The sequence below is a fragment of the Pontibacter aydingkolensis genome, from assembly GCF_019443125.1.
GTDB lineage: Bacteria > Bacteroidota > Bacteroidia > Cytophagales > Hymenobacteraceae > Pontibacter > Pontibacter aydingkolensis.
Map to the genome: position 1 here is coordinate 80476 of NZ_JAHYXK010000013.1, position 16873 is coordinate 97348.

The window sequence follows — 16873 nt, forward strand, 5'->3', positions numbered from 1 at the left end:
AAATATTCTGTAAATAATAAATGGCACAGCCTTGCAGCAACTATAAGTTATGCAGCGGCTATATAGATGTGTACGAGGCTTATGTTATCCTGTTAATATTTAAGGATAGCTTTTTGGTGAAATACAGTGCAATAGAGGTGGCATGCGAGGCCCTGATGCAAGGCTTATCTAAAAGAGTATAATATCCTAAACCTTTTTGCTGCCACAGCTGTTACAAAAAGATGCTTTGGTGCACTCTAACAGAGGGTTTAAAGGCTCTGATAAACATCTTTTACCAGGTTTTAGAATCTCCTTCAAAAAGAGGGTAGCTATTTGTAACTTTACAAAATTATCTAAAAAGAAAAGGGCCGCGTTACGGGTATAAACCTGTTGTTACGGCCGATGCTTTTATGGCAAACATTCCTGACTATAACCTCGACGAACTCGACGCACGCCAGAACATTATTATCAAAGGGGCGCGTGTTCATAATCTGAAAAACCTTAGCGTAGCGCTGCCGCGCAACAAATTCATAGTTGTCACGGGTCTTTCCGGGTCCGGTAAATCATCATTGGCTTTCGATACCTTGTATGCCGAAGGGCAGCGCATGTACGTAGAAAGCCTTAGTTCTTACGCACGCCAGTTTCTGGGCCGTATGGATAAACCTGATGTAGACTACATTAAAGGTATTAGCCCGGCCATTGCCATCGAGCAGAAGGTAAGTATAAAAAATAACCGCTCTACGGTAGGCACCAGCACTGAGATTTATGATTACCTGAAGCTGCTCTACGCGCGTATTGGTAAAACTTATTCACCGGTTTCTGGCGAAGTGGTACAGAAAGACTCTGTGGCCGATGTGGTGGACTTTATTTTCTCACTGGAGGATGAGGCCAGGGTAATGATATTGGCACCGCTGTTGCAGCACAAAGAACGCACGCTTGCCAAGGAACTGGACCTGCTTTTGCAGAAAGGTTACTCTAGGATATATGCAAACGGCGAAGTATACTTTATCGAGGAGCTGCTGGAAGAGAAAAAGCCAAACCTGGGCAAGGAAGTATACATCCTGATAGACCGTGCGGTAATCTACAAATCAGACGAGGACCTACAGTTTCGGATTGCCGACTCGGTACAAACTGCTTTTTTCGAAGGGCATGGCGAGTGCCGCGTAAAGTATGGCGATGGTGAGGAGCGTGTTTTCTCTGACAAGTTTGAATTGGACGGCATCGTGTTTGAAGAGCCTTCGGTTAACTTCTTCAGCTTTAACAACCCTTACGGCGCTTGCCAGACCTGCGAAGGCTTTGGTAGTGTGTTAGGTATAGACCCTGACCTTGTAATCCCTGATAAAAGCCTGACAGTTTATGAAGGAGCCGTCGCACCGTGGCGTTCTGATAAAATGAACGAATGGTTGCAGCCGCTTATTAAAAACGGCATACGCTTCGATTTCCCGATCCATAGGCCTTACAACGAACTTTCGGAAGCCGAGCAGGAACTGCTGTGGAAAGGTAACAAGTATTTCGACGGTCTAAACGATTTCTTCAGGCATGTGCAGCAGCAAACGCATAAAATACAGTACCGCGTTATGTTGTCGCGTTACCGTGGCCGCACCACCTGCCCCGATTGCAAAGGCTCCAGGTTGCGCAAAGATGCCAGCTATGTAAAAGTAAACGGCAAAAGTATAACCGACCTGGTATTGATGCCAATTACTCAGACCTTAGCCTTTTTCCAGAACCTCGAAATATCAGAGCACGAACATAAAGTGTCCGAACGCCTGGTAACAGAAGTTACAAACCGCCTGGGCTACCTGGTGCGTGTGGGCCTGGGTTACTTAACCCTTAACCGTTTGTCCAATACCTTATCCGGTGGCGAAAGCCAGCGTATTAGCCTGGCAACTTCATTGGGCAGTGCTTTGGTGGGTTCTATGTATATCCTAGATGAGCCAAGTATAGGCCTCCACCCGAAAGACTCCGAGCAGTTGATCGGTGTGCTTAAAACGCTGCAACAGCTGGGCAATACCGTAATTGTGGTAGAGCACGAGGAGGAAATGATGCGCGCCGCCGATCAGTTGATTGATATTGGTCCGGAGGCTGGTTCTGGTGGTGGTAACCTGATGTTCCAGGGCTCTTTTGAGGAGATGACCAAAAGCGCCGACACTTATACCGCTAAATACCTTTCCGGTAAAATGGAAGTGCCTGTTCCCGCGCAGCGTCGTAAATGGCGCAATGCAATCGAAATTATTGGTGCCCGTGAGAACAACCTTAAAAACCTAAGTGTGAAAGTGCCGTTGGGCGTGATGACGGTGGTAACTGGGGTAAGTGGCTCTGGTAAATCAACTTTAATTAAGAAGATTCTGGCCCCGGCAATGCAAAAACTGCACGGCTCAAGCTCAGAGGCTACAGGTAAGTTCGATAAACTGGTCGGGGATTATGGCAAAATAGAGCACGTGGAGTTTGTGGACCAGAACCCGATCGGTAAATCTTCGCGCTCTAACCCGGTAACGTATGTAAAAGCTTACGATGCTATCAGAACCTTGTATGCCGACCAGCCGCTGGCAAAGTCACGTGGTTTTAAGCCGTCGCATTTCTCGTTTAACATAGAAGGCGGCCGTTGCGAAGTATGTCAGGGTGAGGGCCAGGTAAAGATCGAGATGCAGTTTATGGCTGATATCTACCTGACCTGCGAGAGCTGCCACGGCCAACGCTTTAAACAGGATGTGCTGGATGTAAAGTATAAAGAGAAAAACATCTCCGAAGTACTGGACATGACCATTGCCGATAGTATAAACTTCTTTGCAGATCAAAATAAAATTGTGGAGAAATTAAGGCCGCTAAACGATGTTGGCTTGGGCTATATCCGTTTGGGGCAGTCCAGCAATACCTTGTCAGGTGGGGAGGCCCAGCGTGTAAAACTGGCATCATTTTTAACCAAAGGCGCGCAGCCGCATCAGGATAATATCTTGTTTATCTTCGATGAGCCAAGCACCGGCCTGCACTTCCACGACATCAGCAAACTGTTAACGTCCATCAACGCGCTAATTGAAAACGGAAACACTGTTGTTATCATAGAGCACAACATGGACATCATTAAATCCGCTGACTGGATCATTGACCTTGGCCCTGAAGGAGGCACTAACGGCGGGCATTTGCTGTTTGAAGGTACCCCGGAGGACATGGCAAAATTGGAGGATAACCATACGGCTAGATTTTTGAAAACGCGGTTGTAATCGAAAGTATAAGTATAAAAAGCCGCTGCAAAGTATAAATGCAGCGGCTTTTTTATTTTACCCCGCCCCAGCCCCCTCCTAAAAACAGGGGAGGGAGATCAGGTGTCGATTTAAATACCCCCTCCTGTTTTTAGGAGGGGGCTGGGGGAGGTAAACCATAATTTACTAACTTGCCGTACTAGCTAAGTCAAGTATAAAACAAACATCAAAGTATAAAACATGAGAAAACGTATAGTTGCAGGAAACTGGAAAATGAACAAGACCTACGAGGAGGCACTTTCGCTGGTATCGGAGATCGATAACATGGTGAGAGACGAAGTAAACGGCGATGTGACCGTGATTGTGGCTCCTCCATTTCCGTTCCTGCAAAGTTTAGGTAAGCTAACGCAAGGCAACGACCTGATGCACCTGGCGGCCCAGAACGTAAGCGAACACGACAGCGGTGCGTTTACCGGCGAGGTATCAGCAAGTATGCTAAAGTCGGTTGGTACGGAGTATGTAATTATTGGCCACAGCGAACGCCGCATGTACCACCACGAAGATGCCCAGACACTTTACAAAAAACTAAAAGCAACCATAGCACAAGGCCTGAAGCCTATCTTCTGCTGCGGCGAACCATTGGAAGAGCGTGACGCTGACAACCATTTTGAGTATGTGGGCAAGCAACTCCACGATAGCCTTTCTTATTTAAGCAATGAAGAGTTTGACCAGGTAACAGTGGCTTATGAGCCGATCTGGGCTATTGGTACAGGCCGCACAGCCAGCAGCCAGCAGGCACAGGAAATGCACGCTTATATCCGTGAGCAATTATCCAGAATGTTCGATGCAGAGGCTGCCTTTAACACAAGTATACTTTACGGCGGCAGCTGCAACCCGGGCAATGCCAGAGAGCTTTTTGCCCAGGAAGATGTGGATGGTGGCCTGATTGGCGGTGCATCGCTTAAGTCCCGTGACTTTACGGACATCATCAAGTCTTTCTAAAAAATAAAATTAAAGTATAAAAAGGCTGCCGACGCAATTAGTTGGCAGCCTTTTTTGTTAGGGCATATAGTTAATTTAACTATCTTTAAAGTATGCAAATTCTGATTACACTTTGGTTTGCCTTATTACCGCTGTTTTCTGTGACAGAAGAGGCTCCTGCTCCCGTTAATAGAGTAATTGCAGCCCGCGATTACTGTAAAATTTATGGTGCGGTTTACCTGGAGCGCGACCCAAAGTATAAAAACACAGCTGCCCACACTGTTTACCTGAACGAAGAGGAGGCTTTTGCCAACATGGTAGTATACCGGGAGAACAATAAACTATTTGCTGATGCTACTGCAGTTTGGTATCTTACACCTAATAAAGCGTTTGCCGACCACATAGTTTATGTAACCGACAACCGTAACTTTGCAGACTTTACCGTGCATTTTACCAATGTGCGATCGTTTGCCGCTTGCCGCGAATAATACAAATATGGATTTTATAGAAGTAACCCTTAAAGTAGACGCTGATTATGCGGACATACTTACAGCCGAACTCGGAGAGCTTGGCTTCGACGCTTTTGTGGAGACAGAAGACGGTTTTAGTGCATACATAGACGAGGACAAGTTCTCGGAAGAAGATCTGAAAGAGGTTTTCCAACGCTATGCAGCACTTGTACAAGTAGATTATACTACCCAAAAAATTGAGCGGCAGAACTGGAACGAGGAATGGGAACGCAACTTTGAGCCGCTGTTCATCGGCGGGCAGGTTTCGGTAAGAGCCTCTTTTCACGAGAAACCGGCCATCGCGAAGTATGATATCGTGATCAACCCGAAAATGTCTTTTGGCACGGGTCACCACGAAACTACCACGCTTATGATAGAGAACCAGCTGGCCTTGGACCACCAGGGCAAACGCGTGCTGGACATGGGTTGCGGTACGGGTATACTTGCCATAATGGCCGGAGAACTGGGCGCAGCAGAGATAGTGGCCGTAGAGATAGAAGACTGGACTGTTGAAAACGCCCGCGAAAATGCAGAATTAAATGGCTACGGAAGTATAGATGTGCGCTTGGGCGGTGCTGAGACCATCGAAGGCGATAAGCCTTACGATATTATACTAGCCAATATCAACAGAAACGTTCTGTTAGAAGATATGCCAGCTTACAAAGCTGTGCTTATACCAGAGGGCTGGCTTTTGTTAAGCGGTTTTTATACAGAAGACTTGCCTGTTATACAGCAGCGTGCAACTGAACTTGGGCTCAATTACATCTCGCACCGGGTTAAAAACAACTGGGTGTCAGCAATATTTAAAGCAAGCTAACCTTAACCATACTGCTATGAGGCATAAACTTTTACCCTTCTTCTTTTTTTTATCGATAGTGGCGGCGCAGGCCCAATCCAAAGTTTCGGAGAAGCCTGCTGATTTTGTGGCGGATGTGAAAGCGATGTTGATTACGGGTAAAGCGTCGAATGCCGAAAAACTTGGCGCTGATCTGGAAGCTGTCTGGAACAGCGGTACGCTTACCACTAAGCAGCAGAAAGAGATCATCGACATAACCCAGGGGCTGTATCGTAAGCGTATGCGCGTAAACCCGCACTACGAGCAATTCTTTACCATGGTAACGGCTGGTGTAAATAACCAGAACATGCGCGGCAAGCAACTCGACGACATGCTGGAAGTTACAGCCAAGGCCGTGCAAAATGAAGATGGGAAGCACCTGGAAACGTTTCTGCACACGGCTAGTTTATACTTAAAGAGCAACCGCATTTACCAGAATACCTACTATAGGTTAAATACTTCCGGGGGCAGTTTTAGCTTTGCATACGAGGGCACAAGCAAGCCAACAGGCGATGATAAAACAGAAGATGCCTGGGGAACGTCATGGGACGATGAAGTAAATGAAAACGGAGAACTGCTGGAAGATGATGGATGGGGCACGGTTACACCGACTCCTAAAAAAGAAGACAAGAAGAAAGCCGAAAAGAACCGGAAAGAAAGTTTAAAGCGTCAGTTTATACCTGCGCAGCCCAAAGTAAGCGGGCCTGTTCTAAAGCTCGAGAACGTAAACCTGACCTTCGTTACGCCCTGGGACTCTACCGGGATAAAGAAAACCAACGGGCAGCTGATGCTTGCAAGCAACATGTTTGTAGGCGAGGGGGGCACGTTTGATTGGCAGGCTGATGGCACACAGGCCTCTGCTGAGATACGGAAGTATAACTTTAACACCTCCTTTGCCGGTTTTAAAGCACCAGACGTTACTGTAACATACCCGTCTGTTCTGGCAACACCCGTTGATGGTGCTATGGAATGGATCAGCGGTAAACGCAAAACAGCCGAATACCCTTATCCTAAGTTTGCCACATTTACTAACGATGCCAAGCTAAAGACCTTAGGCGATAACATTGCTTATACAGGAGGCTTCTCGATGCAGGGCAACCTGTTAGGCAGCAGGCCTTTGGATAATAGCTTGTCAGAGATTGTCGTGTCTGCTAACGGGGAACGCAAGTTCCGCTCTATGGCCCGCAACTATACTATAAACGACTCGCTTATTATGGCTAATCGGGCTTCGATAGCTATTTACCAGCAAAAAGACTCGCTGACGCATCCGGCCATGCAGCTGCGCTTTTCTAAACCGAAGCAAGTGCTCACCCTTACTAAAGATAAAGGCCCTTACGCACGCACACCATTTTACGACACATTCCATAAGCTGGAAATAACCGCGGAAAGGCTGCACTGGGATCTTCGTTCGCAGGACATCGATTTTTCCGTTATCAACTCAAAGTCACTGGTGCCGGTACAGATAGAGTCCTCGCATTATTACTCTAATAACCGTTATCAGCAACTGGTAGGTGTTGCGCCTTTCCACCCGCTGCAGGTATTTATAGGGTATGCAGCCAAAGCCAAAAGTAATGGGTTTTATGTTTCTGATGTAGCCAGATCTACCAAGCTAAACGAAAAAGCTATTCAAGAGGCAGCACTGGCCATGCAGCATGCAGGTTATCTCAGCTACGATCCGGGATCAAAGTACATTGAGATGAAAGAAAAGGCATGGCACTATGTACGCTCATCACGCAACCTAAATGACTACGATCATCTGATCATTAAATCATTGGTGCCATCCGGCAGAAACGCTACGCTAAACCTGGAAGACAATAAGTTAACAGTACGCGGTGTAGAGAAGATATCATTTAACAACGATACGGCAAGTGTGTACATCGTTCCAAACAAAAGCGAGGTACACATACTTAAAAACCGTGATATAGAATTTGACGGGCAGGTTTTTGCCAGCAGCCTTGCTTTTAAAGGCTCTAAGTTTAAGTTTAACTACGACGAATTCTCCATCGACCTGACTAAGCTGGATACAGTTGCCCTAATGTCGAGACAGCGCAGATCGCAGGGCGGGGGAGTAACAGACCAGGTACTGACAGGTAAGGGTGGCTCTATAACCGGTAAACTGTACATCAACAAGCCAAACAATAAATCCGGTAAAGAGTATTATGCCGATTACCCTAAATTTGATGCACCAGTAGGAGCGCAGGTAGCTTTCGCAAGGCCAGATGTAGCCGGCGGCGCCTACGATAGCACGGTATACTTTGATATGCCACCATTTAAACTAGATAGCTTAGCCTCAGGTAAAAACACGATTGGTTTTGATGGCACCTTTAACTCCGGAGGCATTTTTCCGCCTATTAAAACAAAGCTGATCATGATGCCGGACGAGACGCTGGGCTTTTATTACCAGCCAGGTGCAAAAGGCCTTGCAGCTTTTAAAGGTAAAGGCATTGCTTACGATACCATTATGATGAGCTCCAGCGGTATACAAAGCAAGGGCAAATTAACTTACCTGACAGCCACTTTACAGGCCCCGGTTTATACTTACTATAAAAATGCAGTTGTTACCAAAGTGGGTAAGACTGCTGTAATAGCCGAGGGCACTTTGGGTGGTACTCAGTTCCCGGTGGCAAAAGTTACAGATTACCACATGAACTGGCTGCCGCAGGCCGATACCATGTACATTCAGACGCAGAATGAGCCGATGAAAGTATACAAGGAGGAGTTTGCCTTTAAAGGTATAGCTAAGCTGTCGCCGACTGGCTTATATGGCGCTGGCGTTGTAGATAACCCCGTGGCAAACGTAACCTCTGCGCAACTGCACTTTAAGCAACGTAACCTGAGTGGTAACCATGCCACCATGATCGCAAAATCTGACGTGGCGGGGCGCCCCGCGATCAAAGCCCGCGATATGGCTTTTGAGTATGACCTTGTAAAAGGTGTGGTTGATTTTGAGAGTGAGGTGAAAGGAGCCGCAAGTATAGAATTCCCGAAAGCACAGTATACCACATCCATGAGCAGTGCCCGCTGGGATATGAATAAGCAGCGCGTAAGCCTTAAAGCCGATGAAAGTGGCAACAAGAACTGGTTTTACTCGCAGCATCCGCAACAGGAAGGTTTGCAATTTGCAGCTGCCAGCGGCGAGTACGATCTTAAAGCCAATACCATACTTGCTGGCGGCGTGCCATATATTACCGTAGGCGATGCGCATGTAGTGCCGGATAGCGGTAATGTAGCAGTTGCCGCCGATGCTACTATCAAGACACTACGCAACGCCAGAATAATTGCCGATACACTGCAGCAATACCATAAATTGTATGCCGGTAACATAGATGTACTGTCCAGGAAAGCATTTAAAGGAACAGCCGTACACGATTATTTTAACGCTGCCTCCGATTCATTTAAACTGACTTTCTCGAACTATGTATACGGTAACCCGCGTGAGAAAAAGAAACCGATATTTACGTTTGCAGAAGCTAACGTAGATGAGCAGAGCCAGTTTTACATTTTCCCGAGGATCCTGTACCGCGGTAAAGTGGTAATGCACGCGCCAAAAGAGCATTTAGACTTCGAAGGTGACCTTAAGCTTAACTTTACCGGCAACCCAGCAGACTCTGACTGGTTTTCATATAAAAAGGACTCACTGAACCCGGCAAACGTTCGTATCCCAATCACGAAGCCGAAAACCGCCGACGGTACGCCGCTCCATACAGGATTGCACATATCCAGGGGCAGTTCTAAGCTCTATAACACATTTGTATCTAAAAAGCAGGATGAGGAAGACCTCGACTTGTTTACTGTAGATGGGCTTTTGTCTTACAACAAGCAGAAAACAGAGTTTAAGATGGGCAGAGAGGGCCGTGCTTACGAAGGGTCTTATGAAGGAAACATGCTGCTTTACAACGAGGCTTCCAATACGATCAGGTTTGAAGGTAAAATGAACCTGGTGAAGCCGATGAAGAACTTCAACATTGAGACTTCGGGCAGCGGAGATGCCAATGTAGACAGCAGCCGCTACAACCTAGATGCTTTTATGGCTTTTGACCTGTCGGCACATAATAACATTCTGAATGCCATGGCCTCATCGCTGAAAGAGAATGTTGGCGGAGCAGGAGAAGCACTGGATAAAAGCGATGCAACCTTGTATAAACTAGCTGAGTTTATCGGCGACAAGGCAGCAAGGCAGTATGGTGCAAGTATGGAGTATGTGCCGCTTCCTAAGCTATCAAAAAAGCTGGAGCGTAGCCTCATTATCAATAAAGCAGACCTGCGTTGGTCTAACGAACTAAAGGCCTGGTACAGTGTTGGTAAGATAAGCGTGGCCAGCATGCTGAAAGAAGATATTAATGCGCAGCTAAACGGCTACCTGGAAGTAAGGCAGGATATGAATGGCGAACCAGCTGTTACCTTATACTTGCAGGCCAACCCTTACGCGTGGTACTACATCAGCTTCTTGGAGAATTCACTTACCATCGCCTCTGCCGACGAGAAACTTAACAAGCAGGTGCGCTCTAAATCGAAAGGCAGCCGTGGTTCTACTTCCAGCTATGGTGTGTACGAAGGCGGCGAGATAGACAAGAACACATTCCTGGAGCACTTCCGCAAAAATTACCTGAACGGGGAAGACGGTTTTAAGATAGCAACCGGTCAGCCTATAAACGAACCAGCCAGCACGGTAGGCTTCTCTGAGGAAGAGGAAGATAACGGCAAGAGTAAGAAAAAGAAGCGCAAGAAAGGCAAAAATGAAGAACAGGAAGAAGGCGGCGAGAACAACAACTAATAACCGGGAACTATAATTACGGCGTATATAGTTTGTGTGATACTTGATTTTGGCGTTTAAATTAAGTTTTGCCTATATTTGGATTTGTTTCTGTTAAACTACCGTATAGGATAAAATTGGTAGGGTGTACAGTGACAAGGTACCCTTCCCGGGATAAAAGATTTGATTACACATGAATTTTCTGTTGATAGCGGCATTAGCCGTAGTTGCATACTTGATCGGTTCTATCTGTACAGCTGTTTGGTTGGGCAAAGCATATTATGGCATTGATATCAGAAAGCATGGCAGCGGGAACTCCGGAGCCACCAATACTTTCAGGGTACTAGGCAAAAAGCCGGGCACTGTTGTAATGCTGATCGACATCTTTAAAGGTTGGGCAGCTACATCTTTAGCTGGCTTATTGATTATTTTTGATGCCATACCTGCTAGTAACCTGGTAATTTTCCAACTGCTGTTTGGTGCTTTAGCTGTAGTAGGGCATATATTCCCGGTTTACGAGCGTTTTAAGGGCGGTAAAGGCGTTGCTACACTTTTAGGTATGATGCTGGCCATTCAGCCAGAGGTTGCTTTGGTTTGTATGGTGATCTTTGTGGTCGTGCTGTTTACCTCGCGCTATGTATCGCTGGGGTCTATGATCGCAGCATTGGCTTTCCCGATGCTACTGCTGTTGCATCCACGCTTTCATCCGGATAACCCGATTTTGATCATATTTGGCTTTGTGCTTTTTGCCGTTGTGGTTTTAACGCACCGCAAAAACATCAACCGTTTGATTGCCGGTGAAGAAAGCAAGGCTAATATTGGCATTGGGCGAAAAAAATAAGTAACCAAGTATAAAATATGCGAAGAAGCCATCCTTTACTGCAAGGGTGGCTTTTTTTTGTAACTTTAAGTCAAAACCAAAACGTAACCACTAACTATGATAAACCAATATATCAACGAGAACAAAGACCGTTTTATAAACGAGTTGCTGGATATGCTTCGCATACCGTCTGTAAGCGCCGATGCCAAATTTAAGCAGGATGTAATGCGCACAGCGGAGTTTGTGAAGCAGCGCCTGATAGATGCAGGTGCAGACAATGTAGAACTGGTAGAGACAGCTGGAAACCCTGTGGTATATGGCGAGAAAATAGTAGATCCAAGTCTGCCAACTGTTATCGTTTACGGCCATTACGATGTGCAGCCAGCTGACCCCTACGAACTTTGGACCTCGCCACCATTTGAGCCGGTTATTAAAGACGGAAAGATTTACGCACGCGGTGCCTGCGACGATAAAGGCCAGATGTACATGCATGTGAAAGCTTTTGAGGCGATGATGAAAACCGGCACACTGGCTTGTAACGTTAAGTTCATGATCGAAGGGGAAGAGGAAGTTGGCTCTGTAAACCTGGCTACGTTTGTTAAAGAAAATAAAGACAGGCTAAAGGGCGATGTGATCCTGATATCGGATACCGGCATGCTGGGCAACGATACTCCTTCTATTACAGCTGGCCTGCGGGGCTTAAGCTATGTAGAGGTAGAGGTTACCGGCCCTAACCGTGATTTGCACTCTGGTTTATACGGTGGTGCTGTAGCAAACCCGATAAACATACTTTGCCAGATGATCGCCTCGCTGCACGACGAGAACAACCACATTACTATACCAGGTTTTTACGACAACGTGCAGGAGCTAAGCCAGGAAGAGCGTGCAGAAATGGCCCGTGCCCCTTTTGACCTGGACAAGTATAAAAAAGCCCTTGACTTAGGTGATGTACACGGCGAAGCTGGCTATGTAACCATGGAGCGTAATTCTATTCGTCCTACGCTGGATGTAAACGGCATTTGGGGTGGCTATACTGGTGAAGGCGCTAAAACTGTAATTCCTTCTAAAGCTTTTGCTAAGATCTCGATGCGACTGGTACCTAACCAAACATCGGAAGAAATCACAGAGAAATTCAAGAAGCACTTTGAAAGTATAGCTCCGGCAAGCGTAAAAGTAGAGGTAAAACCACACCACGGCGGCGAACCTGTTGTTACACCAACTGATTCTATTGCTTACCAGGCAGCTGCTAAAGCCTACGAAGATACATTTGGTGTTAAGCCAATTCCTGTGCGTAGTGGCGGCTCTATTCCGATTGTGGCCATGTTTAAATCTGAGCTTGGCCTTGATTCTGTGCTGATGGGCTTTGGACTTGATTCGGATGCTATACACTCACCGAATGAGCACTTTGGCATCTTTAACTATATGAAAGGCATCGAAACTATACCGATGTTCTATAAGCATTTTGCAGAGATGAAGAAGTAAGAAGTATAAATGTATAAAAAAGTAGAAGGCCCGGTGATTCACGCCGGTTCTTCTGCTTTATATGAGATTACGGAAGCCGTGGTGCCAGCAAATAACCGACACTAAGCTTAAACCCAAAGTTCTTCTGATCCAGCTCTTTAGAAAAAGACTTAAAACCGCCGAAGTTGTGCACACTCATAAATAAGCCGCTATCAAGCTGTATCCCGACTCCAACGGTATAACCGTAATCCCATCTTTCAAAGTCATTTAAACTTAAGGGGTAGTCAGCTAGTATGGTAGGTTCAGGTTCGTTGGCCTCTGCAAGATCTATGATGTTTACTTTGGTGGTTTCTGCTAAAAGATAGCCTACATAAGGACCACCCTGGGCAAATAAGCCGCCTTTCTGTATTTTCAGCATCAAGGGTAAAGTAATATAGTGCAGGCGGTGATCATCTATAAGTGCTTCTGTAGGGTTTATGGGGTAGCCGTCGTAAGTAAAACCTTTCTGGTCGTAGAGTAACTCTGCCTGTACCGCCAGCCTCGACACAAACTCATAGCTGCCAATTAAACCGCCATGAAATCCTGCCAGCGAATTGATAACATCTGATGAACCGTCGTCACCATAGGCTCGGGTAAAGCCAGCTCCAGCTTTAGCGCCAAACCGGATAAATTGAGCCTGGACTAATTGCGCAGTTAAAAGTATAAATAACAGAAGTAGAGATGTCTTTTTCATAGTATACAGTTAAATGGACGGGCTATTATGTTTTACTAACGCAAGTATAAATTTGTTGGCTGGGTCTGGTGCCAAATAAAAAAGCCAGCCCTACATCGGTAAGGCTGGCTTTTAAAGTATAGATTATACTTAATTACTTAGCAGAAGGAATTGTAAATCCTAATGTAACCATAATAGTTGAGTGGCGTGCGTTGGCAAGGTCGCCGTCAAAGTAATCGTTTGGTGCGTCTTTGGCAAAGTCTGTAAAGCTGCCATTGTAACGAACGCCAAAGCTGATACCATTTTTGGCTGCCAAACCAATACCTGCAGCATAACCAAGCTCCAGATCAGTTAATCCTTCTTTACTTTTCTCATCGCGGGTGCTTGTAATTAGCGTGCCGTTAGAATCATAGGTCTTGGTTTCGTTGTTTACGCTTAATAGATAACTCGCCTGTGGGCCAGCCTCAAAGTATAACGGGCCAGCTTTGATCTTTGCTAATATTGGCAGATCCAGGTAGTTATAATTTACTTTGCCTTCGCGTCTTCTTTGCTGTAGTGTAAGGGTAGTATAAACCTCATCGCTGTTCTTAAATCCTTTGTTAGAGTATAGCAATTCTGGCTGAATGGAGAAGAAATCTCCCGCGATGCCAAAGTTAAGCGTGGCACCGGCATGAAACCCTACTTTGTTCTCAAATCTATCCTCATCGCGTAAATCGCCGGATAAGTTAGAAATATTGGCACCACCGCGGATACCAAATGACTGCGCCTGGGCAAATGATATGCTCGCAAGTGCAAAAACGAATACAAATAATAACTTCTTCATAATCATAAAAATGTTTGATACGCTCTTTTAAACGAGCAGTATACGGTTAACTGGATACTTTTAGATTTAAATTTTAGTACAAATTTTAAACTATGGTTGCAAACGCCTGAATTTTAGAGACTAAAGTTTTAAAGGCGTTTGCAACCCTTGCATGCACTTTAGCACTTAGCAACAAGCAGGCCAAAAGTATAGAATTAGCCTATATATACTGCTAAAATATTTTTGATAACTATATAACAGTTTGGGTAGATGCATGTTAGGGTGTCTTGAATGTTTGAGATGTATAAGCCTTGCCTGTAAAATGCATGAGTGAACTGAAAGCAGTTTGCTGCTTTAGTAAATTATGTTTCTGAACATACTAAACAGAAAAGCCCCGCATTGGCAGGGCTCTTCATTCCATAGTTTATATTTTATACTAAAGACAATACACTATTATCTGCTGCCGCCAAACATGTATGCCAGCGTTAACATAAATACGTTGTTCCTTGCATCTGAAACGCTATCGTCGTCATATAGTTTTGAAATATCTCCATTATATCTTACACCAACACTTACACCAAGTGGAGTGGCCAGGCCAATACCGGCAGCATAACCAAAACTGGTTCTCTTGAACATGTCCAGGTCGTCAACAACATTGTTTCCGCCTACCTCAATGTCGCCGCCTACACGGAATGATGCCTGAGGGCCTCCTTCAAAATATAGCGGTCCTGCATTTACGCGTGCCAGCACAGGTACATCCAAATAACTGATCTTCCACTTCGTGTTATCGTCTTTAGATTCTGCTCCTTTGGTAGAGAACAATAACTCTGGTTGTATTGCAAAAAAGTTATCGCTTGTTAGGTAAAACTGCGAAGTTATACCGGCATGAAAGCCAAACATTCTATCTAAGTTATCGGCGTTATCGCCAGAGAATCCTGAGTAATTGGCACCTGCTCTGATACCCAATGCAGGGGCTTGCATTTGTGCCTGTGCCGTAATTGTTGTTAAGGCAAGCAGAAATAATATTAGGGTCTTTTTCATAATTTAAAATTGCGTTAGTAAAAATTATACTTTGCATTTGGGTTAAATATTTTCTAAATGCTTGCCTCTATTACGCACAGTTCTGTAAAAAGTATAAAACAGCGAGATATTTATGAGGAGGTAAACTTGCACCAGGGATAAAGGGCAATCAAAAGTTAGTATAAAAAAAGGCGGCACAAATTGCCGCCTAATATGGATAAATAGTTATTTAACAGTATGGTAACATTGGATTAGTTTAACCCGCCCAACCTTCTCTATCTAAACTTCTATATTGTATCGCTTCTGCTAAATGTTCAATTTTAATATCCTGGCTGTCAGCCAAATCTGCAATGGTACGGCTTACTTTTAAGATGCGGTCATAGGCTCTGGCTGAAAGCCCTAATCTTTCCATGGCTGTTTTTAATAGTGTGCGTCCGGCATCGTTTATCTGGCATATTTCTTTTACCATTTGCGAAGGCATCATGGCATTGGAGTGTATCTGCGGCACTTCTTTAAAACGATCAATTTGTTTGTCGCGGGCCTGCATTACACGTTCCCGTACTGTGGCGCTTTCTTCTGCTTTTCTGGTAGCTGTCATCTCATCAAAGGTAACAGGCGTTACTTCTACGTGCAGGTCTATACGGTCCAGCAGGGGGCCACTTACTTTGTTCAGGTAGCGCTGTACTACACCGGGGCCGCACACACATTCTTTCTCGGGATGGTTGTAATAGCCGCACGGACAAGGATTCATACTTGCTATCAGCATAAAATTTGCCGGAAACTCGAGGCTTGTTTTTGCCCTTGAGATGGTCACTCGGCGCTCTTCCAAAGGCTGTCGCATTACCTCCAGCACGGTGCGCTTAAATTCAGGCAACTCATCCAGGAAAAGAACGCCATTGTGTGCCAGCGATATCTCTCCGGGTTGCGGAATACCACCTCCTCCTACTAGTGCAACATCTGAAATTGTATGATGCGGTGAGCGGTAAGGACGTGTGGTTAATAAAGAGGCTGCTTCACCTAACTTGCCTGCCACAGAATGTATTTTGGTTGTTTCCAGGGCTTCGTGCATAGAAAGTGGAGGAAGAACAGAAGGCAGGCGTTTGGCCAGCATGGTTTTACCAGCACCCGGAGGTCCGATCATGATCACGTTATGTCCGCCGGCTGCAGCAATCTCCAAAGCTCGCTTTATGTTTTCCTGGCCCTGCACATCGGCAAAATCGGCTGCGTATTGGTCCACAGTATTCTGGAAAACTTCGCGGGTATCGATAACCAGCGGCTGTATGTCACGGTGGCCGTCCAGAAACTCAATGGCCTCCAGAATGTTGCCCACGCCTATTACTTCCAGGTTGTTTACAATGGCAGCTTCCTGAGCGTTTTGTACCGGAAGTATGATGCCTTTAAAGCCTTCTTTGCGGGCCTGTATAGCAATGGGCAGTACACCTTTGATTGGCCGGAGCGAACCATCCAGCGACAGTTCTCCCATTATCATGTACTGCGAAACTTTATCCTGGTTTATCTGGCCTGATGCTGCCAATAACCCCATAGCTATGGGCAGGTCGTAAGCAGAGCCTTCTTTCCGGATATCAGCAGGGGCCATGTTGATCACTACTTTTTGGCGCGGCCTTTTGTAGCCACACTGCTTTAATGCCGACTCGATACGCAGTTCGCCTTCTTTAACGGCATTGTCTGGTAGCCCTACCAACACATATTTAGTACCTGCACTTACATTAACTTCTATGGTAATGGTATAGGCATTAACACCTTGAACGGCGCTGCCGTACGTCTTGATCAACATGCTTTCTAT

11 protein-coding genes are annotated in these 16873 nt (G+C 45.7%); 7 read left to right on the plus strand and 4 right to left on the minus strand.

From position 1 onward, the window contains the following. The first annotated feature begins 389 nt into the window (after window positions 1–389). The 7 genes from uvrA (at window position 390) to K0O23_RS14815 (ending at window position 12556) form a co-directional block, all read left to right on the plus strand. A complete protein-coding gene (gene uvrA / locus K0O23_RS14785; protein ID WP_219878212.1) occupies window positions 390–3197 on the plus strand; it encodes an excinuclease ABC subunit UvrA in 2808 nt (935 codons plus the stop codon). 219 nt (window positions 3198–3416) lie between these two features. After that, complete coding sequence (gene tpiA / locus K0O23_RS14790) at window positions 3417–4178, plus strand: triose-phosphate isomerase (protein ID WP_219878213.1); 762 nt, start codon at window positions 3417–3419, stop codon at window positions 4176–4178. 92 nt (window positions 4179–4270) lie between these two features. Further along, a complete protein-coding gene (locus K0O23_RS14795) occupies window positions 4271–4645 on the plus strand; it encodes a DUF6150 family protein (RefSeq protein WP_219878214.1) in 375 nt (124 codons plus the stop codon). Between the two features lie 7 nt (window positions 4646–4652). After that, a complete protein-coding gene (prmA, locus tag K0O23_RS14800) occupies window positions 4653–5483 on the plus strand; it encodes a 50S ribosomal protein L11 methyltransferase (RefSeq protein WP_219878215.1) in 831 nt (276 codons plus the stop codon). 16 nt (window positions 5484–5499) lie between these two features. Beyond that, entirely contained in the window at window positions 5500–10275 is a 4776-nt protein-coding gene (locus K0O23_RS14805; RefSeq protein ID WP_219878216.1) for a hypothetical protein, read from the plus strand. A 172-nt stretch (window positions 10276–10447) separates the two neighbouring features. Further along, a complete protein-coding gene (gene plsY / locus K0O23_RS14810; protein WP_219878217.1) occupies window positions 10448–11095 on the plus strand; it encodes a glycerol-3-phosphate 1-O-acyltransferase PlsY in 648 nt (215 codons plus the stop codon). A 99-nt stretch (window positions 11096–11194) separates the two neighbouring features. Then, the gene (locus tag K0O23_RS14815; RefSeq protein ID WP_219878247.1) at window positions 11195–12556 is read left to right on the plus strand and encodes a dipeptidase; all 1362 of its coding nucleotides are present in this window, start codon (window positions 11195–11197) and stop codon (window positions 12554–12556) included. A gap of 67 nt (window positions 12557–12623) precedes the next feature. Here the strand turns inward: K0O23_RS14815 and K0O23_RS14820 are convergent, their stop codons facing one another. From K0O23_RS14820 to K0O23_RS14835, 4 genes are all read right to left on the minus strand, one after another. Then, a complete protein-coding gene (locus K0O23_RS14820; protein ID WP_219878218.1) occupies window positions 12624–13268 on the minus strand; it encodes a porin family protein in 645 nt (214 codons plus the stop codon). A gap of 133 nt (window positions 13269–13401) precedes the next feature. Beyond that, window positions 13402–14070 (minus strand): porin family protein, encoded by a 669-nt coding sequence (locus tag K0O23_RS14825; RefSeq protein ID WP_219878219.1) that lies wholly within the window; start codon window positions 14068–14070, stop codon window positions 13402–13404. A gap of 432 nt (window positions 14071–14502) precedes the next feature. Next, complete coding sequence (locus K0O23_RS14830; protein ID WP_219878220.1) at window positions 14503–15090, minus strand: porin family protein; 588 nt, start codon at window positions 15088–15090, stop codon at window positions 14503–14505. Window positions 15091–15325: 235 nt separating this feature from the next. After that, complete coding sequence (locus K0O23_RS14835) at window positions 15326–16864, minus strand: YifB family Mg chelatase-like AAA ATPase (protein ID WP_219878221.1); 1539 nt, start codon at window positions 16862–16864, stop codon at window positions 15326–15328. Window positions 16865–16873: the final 9 nt, after the last annotated feature.